The organism is Micromonospora sp. DT201, assembly GCF_049841575.1.
Classification (GTDB): domain Bacteria; phylum Actinomycetota; class Actinomycetes; order Mycobacteriales; family Micromonosporaceae; genus Micromonospora.
This window is the reverse complement of sequence record NZ_JBNCKP010000003.1, coordinates 413,592-432,125: the sequence shown is the minus strand read 5'-3', so window position 1 is coordinate 432,125 and position 18,534 is coordinate 413,592. Positions and strand designations below refer to the sequence as shown.

The 18,534-nt window shown below is 71.3% G+C and carries 14 protein-coding genes; 4 read left to right on the top strand and 10 right to left on the bottom strand.

Annotated elements, in window-relative coordinates; genetic code table 11:
- Window positions 1-12: 12 nt before the first annotated feature.
- Window positions 13-1,053, bottom strand: coding sequence for an ArsR/SmtB family transcription factor (locus ACLQ28_RS09025; protein ID WP_425685724.1), 1,041 nt, complete (start codon window positions 1,051-1,053; stop codon window positions 13-15).
- A gap of 409 nt (window positions 1,054-1,462) precedes the next feature.
- Between ACLQ28_RS09025 and ACLQ28_RS09020 the strand changes: the two genes are divergently transcribed.
- Entirely contained in the window at window positions 1,463-1,714 is a 252-nt protein-coding gene (locus tag ACLQ28_RS09020) for a hypothetical protein (RefSeq protein ID WP_425685723.1), read from the top strand.
- On the opposite strand, the gene ACLQ28_RS09015 is transcribed toward ACLQ28_RS09020, so the two are convergent.
- The 4 genes from ACLQ28_RS09015 to eno are packed head-to-tail and all read right to left on the bottom strand — an operon-like array spanning window position 1,715 to window position 4,788.
- The gene (locus ACLQ28_RS09015) at window positions 1,715-2,251 is read right to left on the bottom strand and encodes an amino-acid N-acetyltransferase (protein WP_425685722.1); all 537 of its coding nucleotides are present in this window, start codon (window positions 2,249-2,251) and stop codon (window positions 1,715-1,717) included. It lies immediately after the preceding gene.
- Complete coding sequence (locus ACLQ28_RS09010; RefSeq protein ID WP_425685721.1) at window positions 2,248-2,805, bottom strand: DUF501 domain-containing protein; 558 nt, start codon at window positions 2,803-2,805, stop codon at window positions 2,248-2,250. Before ACLQ28_RS09010 ends, ACLQ28_RS09015 begins: the two co-directional genes overlap by 4 nt.
- A gap of 34 nt (window positions 2,806-2,839) precedes the next feature.
- Window positions 2,840-3,481, bottom strand: coding sequence for an FtsB family cell division protein (locus tag ACLQ28_RS09005; protein WP_425685720.1), 642 nt, complete (start codon window positions 3,479-3,481; stop codon window positions 2,840-2,842).
- A gap of 23 nt (window positions 3,482-3,504) precedes the next feature.
- Window positions 3,505-4,788, bottom strand: a complete 1,284-nt coding sequence (gene eno, locus ACLQ28_RS09000; protein WP_357098953.1) for a phosphopyruvate hydratase — start codon at window positions 4,786-4,788, stop codon at window positions 3,505-3,507.
- Between the two features lie 213 nt (window positions 4,789-5,001).
- On the opposite strand from eno, the gene ACLQ28_RS08995 reads away from it, so the two are divergent.
- Complete coding sequence (locus ACLQ28_RS08995; RefSeq protein ID WP_425685719.1) at window positions 5,002-5,694, top strand: hypothetical protein; 693 nt, start codon at window positions 5,002-5,004, stop codon at window positions 5,692-5,694.
- A 144-nt stretch (window positions 5,695-5,838) separates the two neighbouring features.
- Here ACLQ28_RS08995 and ACLQ28_RS08990 read toward each other — a convergent pair whose 3' ends face one another.
- The 4 genes from ACLQ28_RS08990 to mfd all read right to left on the bottom strand — a co-directional run bounded on the left by ACLQ28_RS08990 (window position 5,839) and on the right by mfd (window position 13,244).
- Window positions 5,839-7,458 (bottom strand): DUF885 domain-containing protein, encoded by a 1,620-nt coding sequence (locus ACLQ28_RS08990; RefSeq protein WP_425685718.1) that lies wholly within the window; start codon window positions 7,456-7,458, stop codon window positions 5,839-5,841.
- A 118-nt stretch (window positions 7,459-7,576) separates the two neighbouring features.
- Entirely contained in the window at window positions 7,577-8,569 is a 993-nt protein-coding gene (locus ACLQ28_RS08985) for a nucleoside triphosphate pyrophosphohydrolase (RefSeq protein ID WP_425685717.1), read from the bottom strand.
- Window positions 8,570-8,571: 2 nt separating this feature from the next.
- Entirely contained in the window at window positions 8,572-9,477 is a 906-nt protein-coding gene (locus ACLQ28_RS08980; RefSeq protein ID WP_425685716.1) for a hypothetical protein, read from the bottom strand.
- Window positions 9,478-9,608: 131 nt separating this feature from the next.
- Entirely contained in the window at window positions 9,609-13,244 is a 3,636-nt protein-coding gene (gene mfd, locus ACLQ28_RS08975; RefSeq protein WP_425685715.1) for a transcription-repair coupling factor, read from the bottom strand.
- A 519-nt stretch (window positions 13,245-13,763) separates the two neighbouring features.
- Between mfd and ACLQ28_RS08970 the strand changes: the two genes are divergently transcribed.
- Window positions 13,764-14,408, top strand: a complete 645-nt coding sequence (locus ACLQ28_RS08970) for a cyclase family protein (RefSeq protein ID WP_425685714.1) — start codon at window positions 13,764-13,766, stop codon at window positions 14,406-14,408.
- A 58-nt stretch (window positions 14,409-14,466) separates the two neighbouring features.
- Here the strand turns inward: ACLQ28_RS08970 and ACLQ28_RS08965 are convergent, their stop codons facing one another.
- Complete coding sequence (locus tag ACLQ28_RS08965) at window positions 14,467-15,507, bottom strand: S66 family peptidase (RefSeq protein ID WP_425685713.1); 1,041 nt, start codon at window positions 15,505-15,507, stop codon at window positions 14,467-14,469.
- Window positions 15,508-15,743: 236 nt separating this feature from the next.
- Here ACLQ28_RS08965 and ppc point away from each other — a divergent pair, with 236 nt between their 5' ends.
- Window positions 15,744-18,530 carry a phosphoenolpyruvate carboxylase gene (gene ppc / locus ACLQ28_RS08960; RefSeq protein WP_425685712.1) on the top strand — a complete coding sequence of 929 codons (2,787 nt, stop codon included), beginning with the start codon at window positions 15,744-15,746 and terminating at the stop codon, window positions 18,528-18,530.
- Window positions 18,531-18,534 lie beyond the last annotated feature (4 nt).

Sequence of the window (18,534 nt, the reverse complement as noted above, 5' to 3'; positions counted from 1 at the left end):
ACGGCAGCAACCTTACGGCAGGACAGAACGCCACCCTGCGGCTTGGTCGGACGGCAGCCACCCCTCGGACGAGTCGCCCGACGAGCCCCTCAACAGCTCCGCGCCGAGCACTGTCAGGTGATGCCGAACGGCCCCGCCCTCGCGCTCGCTGGCCACCAGGCCGGCAGACCGCAACGCGGTGGCGTGCTCCGAGGCCGAGGAGAGGCTGATCCCGACGGCCCGGGACAGCACGGTGGTGGTCAACCCGCCTTCGGCCGCCAGCCGGCGCAGCACCAGCGCCCGGGTGACGCCGAGCAGCCGACCGAGTGAATCGGCCCCGGCAGTGGCACCGCGCGCAACCATTACCGCCGGATAGACGAGCAGGATCGGGTGACCTGGCTCGACCAGCACCCGGGGGCGGGGCCCGGCCAACGGGGAGGGCAGCAGGATGAGCCCGTGGCCGGTACCGAGCAGATCCCCGTCCCACCACGTTCGCACCTCCAGCACCGGCTCACGCCACCGGATCGCCGGGTGCAACCCGGCGAAGAGGCCGTCCAGGCCATGCTGCGCCAGCCGTTGGCTGGCACAGGTCACCTGCTGGCGGTACGCGGACACCAGATCGGACCAGTGCGGTGCCAGAACCGCGTCGAACCAGGTGCGGACAGCCCCGCCGAACAGGTCCAACACCTCCGGGTCGGCGGCCGCGAACCGTTGCCGCAGCGGGGTCACGGCCGCCTGCGCGTACGCGGCGGTGGCCTCGGCGCGGATCCTCTGTGCCGGGGTGGCCCGGATCGCCTCCAGGCCAGCCTCGATCGATTCCCGGCCGGCGAAGGGGGTGACGAAGTCCGGCAGACGTCCCCGGGCGGGCAGCAGGTGCTGAAGCATCGCAGTGGCGGCCTGCGCGGCGCCCGTACTCCCGACCGCCGCAGCCCGCTCGGCCAACGCTGGTGCCATCGCCGCGACCGTCGGGTCCCGCAGCCACTGACCGGCCAACAGTGCGGTGCCGACCGGGTGCAACCGGTCGGCGAACCGCACCCGACAGAGGTCCGCCGACCCGAGCTGGAGGCGAAGCATGGGGGACAGCCTGCCTGCCTTCGCTCAGGACCGAAAGGGTTGCTCCGTCAGCGCACCACCTCCAGTGTGGACGCGGGGTCGACGGGGGGAGGCCGACGTGCGGCGATCGGTGGCAGTGTTGACGGGGCTCTGCCTCATGATCGTCGCCGCGGCCCGTGGTGAGCGGGGGCGGCCCTCGTCGACCCCGCCAGCCACACCCTCCGTGGCCGGCGAGCGCCCGGCGGCGGCGACCACGACCTCACCCTGAGCCACAACGGGCTCGACCGCACCTACCTGCTGCACGCACCACCCGGTTACGACCCGAGCCGGCCGGCCGCGCTGATCATTGCGCTGCACTACTACCCCGGCTCCGCCACCTCCATGCAGGAGTTGGCTGGCCTGAACGCCAAGGCTGACAAGGACAACGCGCTTGTCGCCTACCCCGACGGGGTGGCAGCAGCGGCTCACCTGCCGGCCGAGCCCGAAGGCGTCCGGTGTGGCGGGTGTGACGCACACGGTGGCGGGCTGCGCGGACGGCAGCGAGGTCAGCGTCTACACGATCGCCGACATGGGCCACAGTTGGCCGGGGGCGACGACCGGTTCGCTCGCCGACTCCTCCGCAGGGCTGTCGGCCACCGACCTGATGTGGGAGTTCTTCGCCGCCCACCCCCGCAAGGCCTGACTACAGGCGCAGCAGCATCCGGGTGTTGCCCAACGTGTTCGGCTTGACCCGCTCCAGATCCAGGAACTCCGCGACACCCTCGTCGTACGAGCGCAGCAGCTGCTCGTACACCGGTTGCGGCACCGGCGCGCCATCGATCTCGCGGAAACCGAACGCGCCGAAGAACTGCGTCTCGAAGGTGAGCACGAAGATCCGTGCCACACCCAACTCCCGGGCCGCGTCGATCAGCTCGCCCACCAGCCGGTGCCCGATCCGCTGGCCCCGACAGGCCGGATCCACAGCGACCGTACGGATCTCGGCCAGGTCCTCCCACATCACGTGCAGCGCACCGCAGCCCACCACGACGCCGTCATCGGCGCGGACCGCCACCCGGAACTCCTGCACCTGCTCGTAGAGCGTGACGGTGGCCTTGCTCAGCAGCCGCCGGTCGTCGGTGTAGGTGTCGACAAGCCGCCGGATGCCGCGCACATCCCCAGTGCGGGCCCGCCGCACCAGGATCTGACTCTCGGGTGCCGAGGACCCGGCCTGCGCGCTCATTCGCCCGCCGGCACGTCCACGCACGGGCCAGCCGTCCACCAGGGCTCGACCAGCTCCAACGTCTCGTCACCGAACGGGTTCACCCCGGGGCCGGCGCCCAGCGCGTGCCCCAGGTGCACGTGCAGGCACTTCACCCGGCCCGGCATACCGCCGGCCGAAATACCGGCGATCTCCGGCACCTCGCCGACCGCCTCCCGGCGGGCGAGGTAGTCCTCGTGCGCGGCACGGTAGTGCGCGGCCAACTCAGGATCCGTCGTCAGCCGGTCCGCCATCTCCTTCATCAGCCCCGCCGACTCCAGCCGGCTACACGCCGCCGTGGCCCGGGGGCAGGTCAGGTAGTAGAGCGTGGGGAAGGGGGTGCCGTCGGCGAGGCGGGGAGTCGTCTCCACCACGTCCGGCAGACCGCACGGGCAACGGTGGGCCACCGCTCGGGTGCCACGGGGCGTCCGGCCTAGCTGCGCGGCCACCACGGCCAGGTCGGCCTCGGTGGCCGGCTCGCGCTGCGGCAAAGGTACGGAATCCGCCGCCGACTCTGACGGTGGTACGACAGTCACGGTGCCCATCTCTCCTGGTGTGCTGGTCGGTGGGTCACTTGCCCGGCTGCTGGCTGTCCGCAGCCTGCACGCTGGACCAGAGCGTGTCATACCAGGTCACCGGCCCGGTCGGGGCGGCCGAACCGGCCGACTTCCCGGCGTCCCGGGCGGCACCCTCCGGGTCGTGCAGCACCACCATCATCTTCTCGCCCGGCCGGCCCATGAAGAACCGCTCCCGAGCCTGCGTCTTGATGTATTCGTCGTCGTTCCAGTTGGCGGCCTCGGCGGCGAGCTTGGCGATCTCCGCCTCCTGCACCGCCTGGGCCGCCTCCATCCGCTCGATGTCGGCCTGCTGGTCCAGGTAGACCCGGACCGGGTACGTGTAGGCCAGTGCGAGCGCGATCAGGACCGCGAACAGCACGGTGGCCCGACCGGTGAAGCGACGTGGGTGGGGTGCGGCGAGCCGCTTGACGGCACCACCGGCGGCAGTACGCCGAGCGGCGGCCGGACGGTTCGCGGAGCGAACGCCGTCGGCGCCCCGGGCCGCACCCGGCGCCCGACCAGCGGCGCCGCGCGGCTCGGCGCGTACGCCGGCCTCACGGACCGATCCCCGGGTGGTCCGGCCACCACCCGGCCGGCCGGACTGACCCGGCCGGCGGGCGGGACGCTGACCACCCGGTGTGCGGCGCTGCTGCATCGCTACACCCCTCCCCCGAGGCTTCAGGCCGAACGGTAGCGCGGGAACGCGCCAGCGCCGGCGTAGCGCGCCGCGTCGCCCAGCTCCTCCTCGATCCGGAGCAGCTGGTTGTACTTCGCGACGCGGTCCGAGCGGGCCGGCGCGCCGGTCTTGATCTGGCCGCAGCCGGTGGCCACCGCCAGGTCGGCGATGGTGGTGTCCTCGGTCTCGCCGGAGCGGTGGCTCATCATGCACTTGAAGCCGGCACGGTGGGCCAGGTCAACCGCGTCCAGGGTCTCGGTCAGCGAGCCGATCTGGTTGACCTTGACCAGGACCGCGTTGGCCGACTTCTCGGCGATGCCGCGGGCGATGCGCTGCGGGTTGGTCACGAACAGGTCGTCACCGACGATCTGCACCCGGTCGCCGATCGAGGCGGTCAGCGTCTGCCAGCCGCTCCAGTCGTCCTCCGCCAGCGGGTCCTCGATCGACACGATCGGGTAGTCACCAGCCAGCTTGGTGTAGTAGTTGCTCATCTCCTCGGCGGACTTCGCGGCACCCTCGAAGGTGTAGGTGCCGTTGTCGAAGAACTCCGTGGCCGCCACGTCGAGGGCGAACACGATGTCGGTGCCGAGCCGGTAACCGGCCTTCTCGACCGCCTCGGCGATCAGGTCCAGGGCCGCCGCGTTGGTCGGCAGGTTCGGCGCGAAGCCACCCTCGTCGCCGAGCCCGGTCGACAGGCCCTTCTTCTTCAGCACCGACTTCAGCGCGTGGTAGACCTCCGCGCCCGAACGCAGCGCCTCACGGAAGGTGGGCGCGCCGATCGGTGCGACCATGAATTCCTGGATGTCGACGTTCGAGTCGGCGTGCGCGCCACCGTTGAGGATGTTCATCATCGGCACCGGCAGGAGGTGCGCGTTCGGGCCGCCCAGGTAACGGAAGAGGCTCAGCTCGGCGCTGCCGGCAGCGGCCTTCGCCACGGCCAGGGAGACCCCGAGGATGGCGTTCGCGCCCAGCTCAGACTTGCTGTCGGTGCCGTCGATGTCGAGCATCTTCTGGTCGATCAACCGCTGCTCGCTGGCTTCGTACCCGATGATCTGGTCGACGATCTTGTCTTCGACGTTGGAGACCGCCTTCTCCACGCCCTTGCCCTGGTAGCGGTCGGCGTCACCGTCGCGCAGCTCGATCGCCTCGAAGGCGCCGGTGGAGGCACCGGACGGTACGGCGGCGCGGGCGACCGTGCCGTCGTCCAGACCGACCTCGACCTCGACCGTCGGGTTGCCCCGCGAGTCGAGAATCTCCCGGGCGACGATTCCCTCGATGGTTGCCACTAAGTCGCTCCTCGTTGTTGTGATCCGGTCCGTGGGTGGGCCGCGACGGTGCGGCTGAGGCAGGTGTTGAACGCAGCGTATCGGGCCGCGCGAACGGGCACGGCGTCGCCCGCGCACCCGCGCTGCCTCGCACTGACGGACATTCCCGGATTTCCGGGCGTCAACCGGCAACGGGTTTGCGCTGCGCGGACCAAATCCACCAGGCTGTTCGCCATGCCCGCCGCCTCGACCACCCTCCGCATGCTCGCCGTGTCGGTCATCGCGTCGCTCACGGTCACCGGCTGTCAGACATTCGAGGACGCCGGAGTCGCCATGGGTCGCTCGGAACTCGTCAACGACCTCGCCGCCCGGCTCGACCGGGCGCTGGAGTTGACCTACTCGGCCGACTACCAACTCCCCGGCGGCCAGATCGCCGCGATCGTGCAGGCGCAGGACCCGGCCCGGTCCGCGTACACCTACCCGGGTGGGCGGCTCACCGTCACCCCGGAGGCCATCACCCGGTGCGCAACGACCGGTGCCCGCCCCGAGTGCACGCTGGTCTCCCCGCCCACCCCGGGCAGCAAGCCCACGGTGACGCTCTTCGGCGAGGCCAACCAGCAGGGCCTCGTCACGCCGCCGGTGGTGGTCGGGCTGCTGACCGCCGCCGCGCTCGACCCCGAGGCGGTCATCAAGCAGAGCGACACCACCGTGGCCGGGCACCACGCCGCCTGCGTCGAGGTGCAGAGCCTCTCCAGCGACTTCACCGCCTGCGTGACCACCGAGGGCGTCCTCGGCAGCTTCACGGGGCCGGTCGATGGCAAGCCGATGGACCTGGCGCTGAGCCGCTACTCCGCAACGGTCGACACAAGCGCGTTCGACCCGCCCGCCAGCGCCGTTGTCGTGGACCGTCGCCCCGGCGGCTCGTGACCGACCCGGCACCCGGAACCGTGCGCGGCACGGCGGCGCTCAAGATCATCACGGGTTCGCCGATGTTGCTGCTTTCCGCGCGGTGGATACAGCAACATCGGCGACGTTGTGTGGATCTTGAGCGGGGAGCGGGGTCGCGCGTTCTCAGAGACCGAGCAGGGTGCGCAGGTGGCGCGGGGGCGGGCAGTCGTGGGCGAGCATCGCGTCGTGCCAGTCGCGGACCGACACCCCGTCCGGGCGGGCTGCGGCGATCTCGGCGACCTCGCTGTACCCGACGAAGTACGTGGAGAGCTGCGTAGAGGTGAGCTGCGCCCGGCGCCACTTGCCGGCCGCCTCCCCCTCCTCCTGGAAGCCGCGCCCGGTCATCAGCGCCATCGCCTCGGCCTCGGGCAGGTCCTCCGCGTGCACCAACTGGTCGAGCAATGCGTTGATGGTCATCCGCAGCTGCATCTTGAGCTGCTGCAACCGCACCGGCAGGCCGCCGAAGCCGAGCCCCACCATCAACTCCTCCGCGTACACCGCCCAGCCCTCGATGAACGGGCCGGACTCGGCCAGTGCCCGGACCCGGGTGCCACCGACGTAGCGGCGGGCGTGCGCGAGCTGGAGGAAATGCCCCGGCATCGCCTCGTGCACCGTCAGATTGCGGATCATGTGGTCGTTGTATTCGCGGTAGAACGACTCGACCTTGTGCGCCGGCCAGTCCGCAGGGGTGGGCGCGATGCAGTAGAAGGTCGGCACGGCCGCCGTCTCCAACGGGCCAGGCGAGTCGCAGTACGCCACCGCGACACCCCGGGCGAACTCCGGCATCTCCTGGATCACGCACTTGTCGTCGACCAGGGTGATCAGGTCGTGCGCGCGGACGAAGTCGGTGGCCTCGTCCAGGGTCACCCCGGCCAGATCGACGATGGTCCCGTCGTTCGGGTGCTCGGCGGCAAGCACGTCCAGCGCCCGGCGTACGGCCGCATCGTCGGCCGGACCACCGACCAGCTCGACGGCCGCCTCGCGGATCTCGGCGGTGACCCGGTCCAGGTTGGCCCACGCGCGGCGCTGGATTTCGGCGGCGCCCAACTCGGTGTCCAGGGTGTGCCAGAGGCGAGCCTCCCAGCGGCGGCGGCCCAGTCGCGGGTCACGGCCAGGACCGCTGTCGGTGGCCAGGCCGACCCGCAGCCAGGCGACGAACTCCTCCAACGCCGCGATCGCCGCAGTTGCCGCCGGCTCGACCCGGTCGAGCTGGCTCGGCGCCTGGGCGAGCAGCGCCGGCAGCTCGTCGCGGATCAGCGCGGCCGTGCCGGTGAACTGCCCGACCGCCGTCTCCGCGTGGATCCGCGGCATGTCCCGCAGCGTCGCGCGGGCGGTGGCGAGAGCATCCGGTACGGCGGCGAGCCGGCCAGCCAGTTGGGTAAGCCGCGCTTCCGCGGGGGCGTACGGGCGGGCCATCAGCGCATGCAGCAGCGGGCCGGGGTTGTGGATCAGCGGATCCCACTCGTGCGACCGGATCTCGGTCAGCTCGAACAGCTCCCGATCCACGAATGAGGTGAGCAGCGCGTGGTCGACCTGCTCGTCGACGTCGAGCGAGTCCGGGTCCAGTTCGGATAGTGCGTTGGCCGCGTCGGAGAGCATCGCCCGGTCGGCGGCCACGGCATCGGCGGACAGGTCCGGCAGTCGGTCGTCGAACCGGTGATCCCCCGCCGCGGTAGCAACCCCCGGCCGCGACTCCAGCAACGCTTCGACAACCCGCTCAGCCAGCACCCCAAACGCTTCCACCCGCCCACCCTACCGACCACCCCACCGCCCACCCCCAAATCCGCCATGCCCCGGCACGGTCGCGTTGATCAAGAGGTTTGCGTCAGGTGCGAGCCGAATCTTGACGCAAACCTCTTGATCAACGCGGGCTGGCGGGTGGGGGTGGGGGTTCGGCGGCGCGGACGGCTTCGGCGTAGGCCAGGGTTGCGCGGCGGAGGGCTGCTTCCGGGTCGATACCCGCCTCGCGGGCTGCTGCGACCGTTGCCAGGAGGCTGGCGCCCAGCCGCGCCTCCGGATCTACCTGGGTGTCGGCCAGTGGAGGCGGGACCGCTTGGCCGGCGCGGGCGGCGCGGTCCAGGATCTGCGCCGCCAGGGCCAGGGCGGGCTGGCTCAGGGCCACGCCGTCCAGCACCGAGGTCCGGGCCTTCTCCGCGCGCTTGATCCGCTCCCAGTTCTCGGTGATCTCGTCCAGCGTGCCGGCCTCCGCACCGGCGAAGACGTGCGGATTGCGGCGGATCATCTTGTCGACCAGGCCACCCGCCACGTCGTCGATCGTCCAGCGCTCGTCCTCGGGCAACTCCTCGGCGAGCCGCGCGTGCAGGACCACCTGCAACAACACGTCGCCCAACTCCTCGCGCAGAGCGTCGGTGTCGTCGGCGCTTATCGCGTCGTACGCCTCGTAGCTCTCCTCCAGCAGGTACCCGGCGAGGCTACGGTGCGTCTGCGCCCGCTTCCACGGGTCGCCGCCGGGGGACGCCAGGCGGTCCAGCACGGCCACCGCGTCGAGCAGCCGGGCGCCTGGCGGATCCCACGAGCCGTACATCAACTCCATCTCGGCCAACCCGGGCTGCCGGGCCAGCCGCAGACCCAACTCCCGGGCCAGCGCCTCGTCGCCCGCAGGGCCAGCCAGCCACACCACCGCGCCGTGCGCCTCCACCGCATCCAGGAGCGGCTGCGTCGCCGGGCCGTCCACAACGGTCACCTCGGCACCCGCCTGGCGCACGGCCGTGGCCAACTCGCTCTCCGCGCCGGTCAACACCGGGTGCTGGCGTACGACATCCCAGGCTGCGGAGGTCAACAGGCCAGCTGGCAGCCGAGGTGAGGTGACCAGAAGGACGATCCGTGCCGTCATGCTCAGCTTGCCGTGCCCTCAGTGCCTGGGCCGGCGTCCGGGCCAGCGCCGGGGCCGGCATCCGGGCCAGCGCCGGGGCCAGCGTCGGGGCCAGCCTCCGGGCCAGCGTCCGGGCCAGCGTCCGGACCAGCGGTCGATGGCACCGGAGCCGGGGTGGAGATGTCAGTGACCGTGCTGTTGTCCTGTTCGAGGTAGGGCAGGTTGTACCTGCCGTAGCCGCTGTTGGGCACCTCTAGCAGGGCCGGAATTTCCAACGCGGAGTAACGAGGGTTGAGGGAGACATCCTCCCGCTTCACCTCATCCTGGAACGCCGCGCTGAGGGCCACCACCGCTGCCACCTGCTTGGCAATGTCCGGATTGGCGAACGCCTCACGCTGCTGCTCCACCGTCCAGCCGGGAGGGGCAACCTTGCCCTCCACCATCTTGTCGTAGACGGTGGCGCGCAGGTCATCGGTCAGCTCGGCCGGCGGCAGGCCCGCCTGGAGGGAGAGGAAGAGGTCGTACCAGTCGGCGGCGAGCTTCGCGTACTCGGTGCCGGGGGCCCCGAAGCTCTCACCCAACTCCTCGGCTTTGAGCTGGTCCTGCACCGGGATCTTCTTCTCCGCGACGATCCGCTTGGCCAGGTCGATCCCGACGAGCAGGTTGAGCATGTCCTGCGGGGTCGCGCCGATCTGGAGCATCTCCGGCGAGGGGGACGCGGACGGCCCGTTCTGCTGCTGGAACGCCGCCCGGACGGTCGTCTCGTACTTCGCCTGCGCCTCGGCGTGAATCGCATCGATCCGTTTCACCGAATAGGCGGTGTCACCGACGAACGCGGCAACGCCTGGTGCGGACTTACCGCAGGCAGCGAGGGAAAGGACACCCAGGGCCGCGACGCTGGCGGCGGCGATCACACGGCGAGCACGCATGCCCGTCACTCTCTCATGCCCTCTCCCACGCTGTGACGGCCCCCACCTCACCCCGAACCCAACTCAGCCCGGGCACCACCTCAGCCCGGGCACCACCTCAGCCCGGGCACCACCTCAGCCCGGGCCCCGCCTCAGCCCGCCGCGACGGCGAGCGGGGCGGGGGCACCCAACACATCGGAGAGCAGTTGCGCGCACCACTGGAGCAGCGCCTGGTCACGCAGCGGCTCGCCACCGACCCGACGGGTGGTCGGCCGGGGCACGCTGACCTGGTCGGTTGCCTGCTTGTAGACGGAGTCCGGGTGGTAGCGCTTGAGCCGCAGCTGCTTCGAATCCGGCAAGGGCAACGGCCCGAAACGGACGTGCTTGCCCTGCATGGACACGTCGGTCAGGCCGTACCGGCGGGCCAGCAGGCGGAACCGGGCCACCTCCACCAGGTTCTGCACCGGTGCCGGCGGCTCGCCGTACCGGTCGGTCATCTCGGCGATCACCTCGCGCAGCCGGTCCTCGTCGCGCGCCTCGGCGAGCTTGCGGTACATCTCCAGGCGCAGCCGCTCCACGCTCACGTAGTCGTGCGGCAGGTGCGCGTCGACCGGCAAGTCGATCTTGACGTCGGTTTCTTCCTCCGGCCGCTCACCCTTGAACGCGGAAACCGCCTCGCCGACCATCCGCACGTACAGGTCGAAGCCCACGCCCTCGATGTGCCCGGACTGCTCGCCGCCCAGCAGGTTGCCGGCGCCCCGGATCTCCAGGTCCTTCATCGCGACGTACATGCCGGCACCCAGCTCGGTGTGCTGGGCGATGGTCGCCAACCGCTCGTGGGCGTGCTCGGTGAGCGGCTTCTCCGGCGGGTAGAGGAAGTAGGCGTAGGCACGCTCCCGGCCCCGGCCGACCCGGCCCCGGATCTGGTGCAGCTGGGCCAGGCCGAGCAGGTCGGCCCGTTCCACGATCAGCGTGTTGGCGTTCGGGATGTCGATGCCCGACTCGACGATCGTGGTGCAGACCAGGACGTCGTACTCCTTCTCCCAGAAGCCGACCATGACCTTCTCCAGGGCGTCCTCGGTCATCTGGCCGTGCGCCACCGCGACCCGCGCCTCGGGCACCAGCTCCCGCAGTCGCCGCGCCGCCCGGTCGATCGACTCGACCCGGTTGTGCAGGTAGAAGACCTGCCCGTCGCGGAGCAACTCGCGGTGGATGGACGCGGCCACCTGCCGGTCGTCCTGCGCGCCCACGAAGGTGAGCACGGGGTGCCGCTCCTCCGGCGGGGTGGCGATGGTGGACATCTCCCGGATGCCGGTGATCGCCATCTCCAGGGTGCGCGGGATCGGGGTGGCCGACATGCTCAGCACGTCGACCGACGCGCGCAGCGTCTTCAGGTGCTCCTTGTGCTCGACGCCGAAGCGCTGCTCCTCGTCGACGACCACCAACCCCAGCTGCTTGAAGCGGGTGGCGGTCTGCAACAGCCGGTGGGTGCCGATGACGATGTCGACGGTGCCGTCGGCGACCATCTCCAGCGTCCGCTCGGTCTCCTTCGCGGTCTGGAACCGGGACAGCTGTCGGATCTGCACCGGGAACTGGCTCATCCGCTCGGCGAACGTGTTGTAGTGCTGCTGCACCAGCAGGGTCGTCGGCACCAGCACCGCCACCTGCTTGCCGTCCTGCACCGCCTTGAACGCCGCCCGGACGGCGATCTCGGTCTTGCCGTAGCCGACGTCGCCGCAGATCAGCCGGTCCATCGGGACGGTCTGCTCCATGTCCCGCTTGACCTCGTCGATCGCGGCGAGCTGATCCGGCGTCTCCTGCCAGGGGAACGCGTCCTCCAGCTCCCGCTGCCACGGGGTGTCCGGGCCGAACGAGTGACCCTTGGACGCCTTGCGGGCGGCGTAGAGCTGGATCAGCTGCGCGGCGATCTCCCGGACCGCCTTGCGGGCCCGGGCCTTGGACTTCTGCCAGTCCGAGCCGCCCATCTTGTGCAGGGTCGGCTGCTCGCCGCCCACGTAGCGGGAGAGCTGGTCGAGCTGGTCGGTGGGGACGAAGAGACGGTCGCCGGGCTGGCCCCGCTTGCTGGCCGCGTACTCGATGACCAGGTATTCGCGGCTCGCACCGTTGACCGTGCGCTGCACCAGCTCGACGTAGCGGCCGATGCCGTGCTGCTCGTGCACCACGAAGTCGCCGGCCTTGAGCTCCAGCGGGTCGATGGTGTTGCGTCGCCGGCTCGGCATCTTGCGCATGTCCCGGGTCGAGGTGCCCCGACCACCCGTCACATCGTTGCCGGTGAGCAGCACAAAGCGGGACGCCTCGTCGACGAACCCGCTGCTCAACGCCCCACAGGTGACCACCAACTCGCCGGGGACGGGCGCACTCGGCACGTCCTCGGTCAGCCGCGCGCCCAGCCCGGCGTCGCGCAGCACCTCCACCGCCCGCTGGGCGGGGCCGTGCCCCTCGAAGACCAGCGCGATCGACCAGCCCTCGCCGGCCCAGCGCTTGAGGTCGTCGACCACCCGCGTGGTCTCGCCGTGGTAGAGCGGGGCCGGCTGAGCGGACAGGGTCACCGCAATGGCGTCGTCCGGGGTGACGGAGCCCTGTTCCGGTGCGTCCTCCCAGGGCTGCCGCGTCTCGGCGGTCTCCGCCTCGACCAGACCGAACGGGGACAGCGTCCACCAAGGCTGGCGGAGCGTGCCCGCGACGGCGCGGACCTCCCCGAGGGTCCGGAAGGCTGCGGCGCCGACGTCCACCGGGGCCTGGCCACCGACTGCGGCGGCGGCCCAGCTGGCCTGCAGAAACTCCTCCGAGGTACGCACCAGGTCGTGCGCCCTGGTGCGGATCCGCTCCGGGTCGCACAGCAGGACGTGGGTGCCGGCCGGCATGGCGTCCAGCAGCAACTCCAGCGAGTCGGGGCCGACCAGCACCGGAGCGAGGGACTCCATCCCCTCCACCGGGATGCCCTCGGCCAGCTTGTCGAGGATCTCGGCCAGCTCAGGGTGCTGCTCGGCGAGTGCGGCGGCCCGGTCGCGGACCGACGGGGTGAGCAGCAACTCCCGGCAGGGCGGTGCCCAGAGCAGCGGAACCTGCTCGATGGTCCGCTGGTCGGCGACCGCGAAGGTGCGGATCTCCTCCACCTCGTCGCCCCAGAACTCGACCCGGGACGGGTGCTCGTCGGTGGGCGGGAAGACGTCCAGGATGCCGCCACGCACCGCGAACTCGCCGCGCTTGGTGACCAGGTCGACCCGGGCGTACGCCATGTCGATCAGACGGCGGGCGACCTCCTCCAGGTCGGCCTCCTCGCCTGCGGCGAGCTGCACCGGCTCCAGATCACCCAGCCCTTTGAGCTGCGGTTGGAGCAGCGAACGCACCGGGGCCACGACCACCCGCAATGGCCCGGTGCGGCCGTGCGCATCGGACGCCTCCGGGTGCGCCAGCCGGCGCAGCACGGCCAGCCGCCGACCCACCGTGTCCGAGCGCGGGGAGAGCCGCTCGTGCGGCAGCGTCTCCCAGGAGGGGAAGACCACGACCTGCTCCGCCGGCAGCAACCCGCCCAACGCGGCGGCCAGGTCATCGGCTTCGCGGGTGGTGGCGGTCACCGCCAGCACCGGTCGCCCGGCCCCGCCGCCGTCGGAATCGGCCGCGACGGCGGCCACCGCGAACGGGCGCAGCGCCGCCGGGGCGGTGATGTCGAGGCCGTCGACCTGGGCGGCACCGGAGCGCGCCAGGTCGCGCGCCCGGGTCAGCCCGGGATCGGCCAGGGCAGCGGTGAACAGACCGGTGAGCATGCGAGATCACTTCCCACGGATGGCACGACGATCACCCCGCGTCCAGGACGGACGGGGGGTGCACGACGACCAGCCTATCCCCGTCCACCGACACGCACCCCCTTCCGCCCAGGTACGTGTCGCGGTCGCACCTCCCGCGTCCTACGCACCTCACGGCCGCCCCGCGCGCCGCACGCGCCACGTCATGCATCACGCGCTACCCCGCGCCTTACGCCCGTCCCAAGATCCGCGCAACTTCCCCGAATCTGCTGCTTCCGGGACCCGGGAGGCAGCAACTACCCCGATGTTGTGCGGATCTTGCCGGCCAGCGCACACGTAGCCGCCCCCGGGATGGCCGCTCGCACTGCCGCCAGCGTGCATCGCCATCAAGATCATGCTCAGTCCAGGATGTAGTGGCCTCGAAGCCGGGGGAACGCACTCCTTCCTGGATCGAGCGCGATCTTCCCCGACCGGGCGGCGCTTACCCACTGGCGAGGGCGTTCGCGCGACCGCCGACGGGGCCAGCGACGCCTGAGTCATGTGATCAGCGACGGGATGATCACCCTGCCCGGTTGGCCGGCGCCGGAAATCACCGACTGGCTGACCTTCGCGGCATCCCGCGAGCGGTACGCGCCGGGCACCGAGTTCCACGTGGCCTGGATCAACATGATCGCCAACACCGGCACGTACCTGGACACTCCCGCCCACCGCTGGGCCGGCGGCGACGACCTGGCCGGGGTGTCGCTGGACCGGCTCGCCGACCTACCCGGGGTGGTGGTCCGGGTGCCGGCCGGCACCCGCAGTGTGGACCGGCTGATGCTGGCCCCGTACGAGGTGGCCGGGCGGGCGGTGCTGCTGCACACCGGGTGGGATGTGCACTTCGGCACCGAGCGGTACGGCGGGCCGGAGGCGCCGTACCTGACCGGGGACGCCGCCCAGGCGCTGGCCGACACCGGCGCGGCCCTGGTCGGCATCGACTCGATCAACATCGACGACATGGGCCCGGCGGCCGGCGGCGTACGCCCGGCGCACAGCACACTGCTCGCCGCCGGTATCCCGGTCGTGGAGCACCTGACCGGCCTGGGCGCGCTGCCGCCGAGCGGGTTCCGGTTCACCGCCGCCCCACCGATGGTGAGCGGCATGGGCACCTTCCCCGTTCGCGCCTTCGCCGCCGTCAACCCCTGAGACCGCCGTCAACCCCTGAGACCGCCGTCAATCCCGGAGGCCCCACGCGCCGAACGCGTCAGTAACGCACCGCGATCCGGCGGTCGACCGCGTCGACCAGGATCTCGCCGCCGTACGGGATGATCAACTGCGGGTCGGTGTGACCGAGGTCGACGTCGAAGACCACCACCGCGTCCGGGTTGTACGGCGTGAGGGCGCGGGTGATCGCCTCCCGCTGGGCCACGCCCCACGCCGACCTTTCCGGCACCGACAGCGGCCGGTCGAAGTCCCACGCCTTCGGCCGGCCGACGACGATCGCCGGGAAGGCGGCGAGCAGCCCTCGCTCCCCCATGTTCCGCACGATCCGGAACACCTCCTGCGCGCTGGGTATCTCGTTGGAGGTTTCGAAGACCAGCACGGACCCGTCCAGCTCGGCAGCGGTCGGCACCCGGTCGGTGGCCATCAGCCAGTGCAGGATCTCCAGACAGCCACCCCAGGTGCGCCCCTGCACCACCCGTTCCGGCCCCTGCCAGCGCCAGCCCTCGCCGGGCAGCATCTCCGGCTCGTACGCCAGCGTCTCGGGCTCGGTCCACGGGTTGGGCCGGTCCCCCCAGGCGGGGGCGGGGGTCAGGTCGTACCAGTCGGAGCCGAACAGGGCGGCGCGCAGCGAGTCGAAGGTCAGCGGGTGCGGCGCGCCCGGCCGGCCGAGGTGCACCAGCACCGAGCCGCCGTGGTACGCGACGATGCCCAGCCGGTACAGGTGGTTGAGCACGTTTGTGTTGTCGGAGTAGCCGAAGTAGGGCTTCGGATTGGCCCGCAGCACGTCGTCGTCGAGGTGCGGGGTGACCGTGATCAGGTCGTCCCCGCCGACCGTGGCCAGCACGGCGGTGATGCTCGGGTCAGCGAACGCGGCGGTCAGGTCACGGGCCCGGTCACGCGGGTCCGCCCCGAGGACCCGGGTGGTCGGGTACTCCACCGGCTCCAGGCCGAACTCCTCGCGCAGCCGGCGCAGCCCCAACTCGTACACGTGGGGGAAGAGGGCGGGCAGGCCGGCGGAGGGGGAGACGACCGCGACCCGGTCGCCCGGCCGCGGTTTCGGGGGGTAGCGCAGCGACACCATGATCAGAAGCTAGCGAGCCGACCAGGCATTTGCTACCCGATTAATCCGCTTGAAAGCCGCCCGATCGACCTGCCTCCGGCTTGGGGTCGGCGCGGGACGGTGGCTGAGATCACGTCGGAAAACGCCACTTCGAGGACAGTGGATCACCCGAGGGCCCTCCAGAGATCCGGTCCGCGCGGATACCATCCAGTAAGTCGGACAGCGCTGTCCTTCGTACCCACGTAAGGGAGCGCATCGTGATCGACCAACACGACCATGACGGCCCGGACGCCGCGCTGCGCGCCGACATCCGCCGACTCGGCACCCTGCTCGGGCAGACCCTGGCCCGCCAGGAGGGCCGCCCGCTGCTCGACCTCGTCGAGGAGATCCGAGCCCAGGTCCGCAGCGACGTCCCGGCGGCCGCCCAGCGCCTCGGCGGCCTCGACGTGACCACCGGCACCAAGCTGGCCCGCGCCTTCTCCACCTACTTCCACCTGGCCAACATCACCGAGCAGGTGCACCGTGCGCGGGATCTGCGCCGACGCCGCGCGGTGCAGGGCGGCTGGCTGGACCAGGCAGCCAAGATGATCGCCGAGCGCGGGGTGCCGGCCGAGGAAATCGCCAACGCGGCACGTCGGCTGGCGGTGCGGCCGGTCTTCACCGCGCACCCGACCGAGGCGGCCCGCCGCTCGATCCTGTCCAAGCTGCGGGCGATCGCCGACGAGTTGGACACCGAAACCGCAAACGCGATCCTCTACGGCGCCAGCGATGAGGGCCCGGCCAACCGCCGTCTGGCCGAGCTGCTGGACCTGATGTGGCAGACCGACGAGCTGCGACTCGACCGGCCGGACCCGACCGACGAGGCCCGCAACGCCATCTACTACCTGCGCGACCTCTACGCCGAGGCCGCCCCGCAGGTGCTCGACGACCTGGCCGACACGCTGCGCACGCTCGGCGTGGAGACGTCACCGACGGCCCGGCCGCTGAGCTTCGGCACCTGGATCGGCGGCGACCGCGACGGCAACCCGTTCGTCACTCCGGCGGTCACCCGCGAGGTGCTGACCATTCAGCACGAGCACGGCATCGCGGCCACCGAGAAGGCGATGGACCACCTGATCAACGAGGTGTCGGTTTCCCGCCGGCTGCGCGGGGTGTCCCTGGACCTCTCCGCAAGCCTCGCCGCTGATCTGGACGCGCTGCCCGAGGTGGCGGCACGGTTCCGGCGGGTCAACGCGGAGGAGCCGTACCGACTCAAGGCACGCTGCGTGAAGGCGAAGCTCGCCAACACCCGGCAGAGGTTGCGGCAGGGCACCGCGCACGTGCCAGGCCGGGACTACCGGGGCTCCGCCGAGCTGATCGCCGACCTGGATCTGCTGCGCGCGTCGCTGGCCCGAAACTCTGGGCAGCTCACCGCCGTCGGCCGGCTGGCCTCCACCATCCGTACGGTCTCCGCGTTCGGCCTGCACCTGGCCACCATGGACGTCCGCGAGCACGCCGAGGCACACCACGCGGTGCTCGCCCAGCTCTACGAGGCCGTCGGCGAGGTCTCCGACTATCCGGCGCTGACCCGGCTGGAACGCACCAAACTGCTCGCTGACGAGCTGACCGGCCGCCGGCCGCTGTCCACCCTGGACACTCCGCTCTCCGAGCCCACCCGCAAGACGTTCGACGTGTTCGCCACCATCCGGGAGGCCCAGGACCGGTTCGGCACCGAGGTGATCGAGTCGTACATCATCTCGATGACCATGGGCGTCGACGACGTGCTGGCCGCCGTGGTGCTGGCCCGCGAGGCCGGCCTGGTGGACGCGCACAGCGGGCGGGCGCGGATCGGGTTCGTGCCACTGCTGGAGACCCCGGCCGAGCTGAACGCCGGCGGCGAACTCCTCGACGAGTTGCTGTCGCTGCCCGCGTACCGGGCGCTGGTGAGTGCCCGAGGCGACGTGCAGGAGGTCATGCTCGGCTACTCCGACTCGAACAAGGAGGCCGGGATCACCACCAGCCAGTGGTCGATCCACCGGGCGCAGCGCGCGCTGCGCGACGTGGCCGCCCGGCACGGGGTGCACCTGCGGCTGTTCCACGGCCGGGGCGGCACCGTCGGGCGCGGCGGCGGGCCGACGCACGAGGCGATCCTGGCCCAGCCGTACGGCACGATGGACGGCGCGATCAAGGTGACCGAGCAGGGTGAGGTGATCTCCGACAAGTACACCCTGCCGTCACTGGCCCGGGAGAACCTGGAGCTCACCCTCGCCGCGGTGCTCCAGGCGACCCTGCTGCACACGGCACCTCGGCAGCCGGCCGAGATGCTGGAACGCTGGGACGCGACGATGGACGTGGTCTCCGAGTCGGCGTACAAGTCCTACCGGTCGCTCGTCGAGGACCCGGACCTGCCGGCGTACTTCTGGGCGTCCACCCCCACCGAACTGCTCGGTGCGCTGAACATCGGCTCCCGGCCGGCGAAGCGCCCGAACACCGGCGCGGGGTTGTCCGGCCTGCGGGCCATTCCGTGGGTGTTCGGGTGGACGCAGACCCGGCAGATCGTGCCGGGCTGGTTCGGCGTCGGCTCCGGGCTGGCCGCCGCCCGCGAGGCCGGGTTGGCGGACGTGCTGGCCGAGATGCACCGCAACTGGCACTTCTTCCGCACGTTCCTGTCGAACGTCGAGATGATGCTGACCAAGACCGACCTGAGCATCGCCCGCCGGTACGTCGAGACGCTGGTGCCGAAGAAGCTGCACCCGATCTTCGAACAGATCGAGCAGGAGTACGAGCTGACCAAGCGGGAGGTGCTGGCGGTGACCGCCTCACCAGCCCTGCTGGAAAACTCGCCGGTGCTCCAGCGCACCCTGGCCGTACGCGACACCTACCTGGAGCCACTGCACCATCTCCAGGTGGCGCTGCTGCGGCAGTACCGGGAGTCCGGCGCCGCCGGACGGGCGGTGGCCACCGCTCCGGGCGGCCGACGCGCACCGAATGACGGCACCGCCCTGGAGCGGGCCCTGCTCACCACGGTGAACGGCATCGCCGCCGGGATGCGCAACACCGGCTGATCAA